The 265-nt window shown below is 62.3% G+C and carries 1 protein-coding gene; it reads left to right on the plus strand.

Annotated elements, in window-relative coordinates; genetic code table 11:
- Window positions 1–265, plus strand: a 265-nt coding sequence (locus tag EOD29_RS32390; protein WP_127248844.1) for a DUF2252 family protein, incomplete at both ends; no start/stop codon positions are given.

Raw genomic sequence — 265 nt, forward strand, 5'->3', positions numbered from 1 at the left:
GGTGAACTCGGCGACGATCTCGTCAAGGACGATCTCCGGGAGAAGCACGAGAAGATGCGGAGCGACGATTTCGTCTTCCTGCGCGCCACCTATTGGCGCTGGTGCGAGATCATCCTCGATATCTGCCCGGAACTGACGGGCGCGCCTCAGGTACTGGCGATCGGTGACACGCATCTGGAGAATTTCGGCACCTGGCGCGATGTCGAGGGCCGGCTCGTCTGGGGCGTCAATGATTTCGACGACGCGGCGGTGATGCCCTATGCGC

This window comes from Mesorhizobium sp. M1A.T.Ca.IN.004.03.1.1 (assembly GCF_003997555.1).
Lineage (GTDB): Bacteria > Pseudomonadota > Alphaproteobacteria > Rhizobiales > Rhizobiaceae > Mesorhizobium.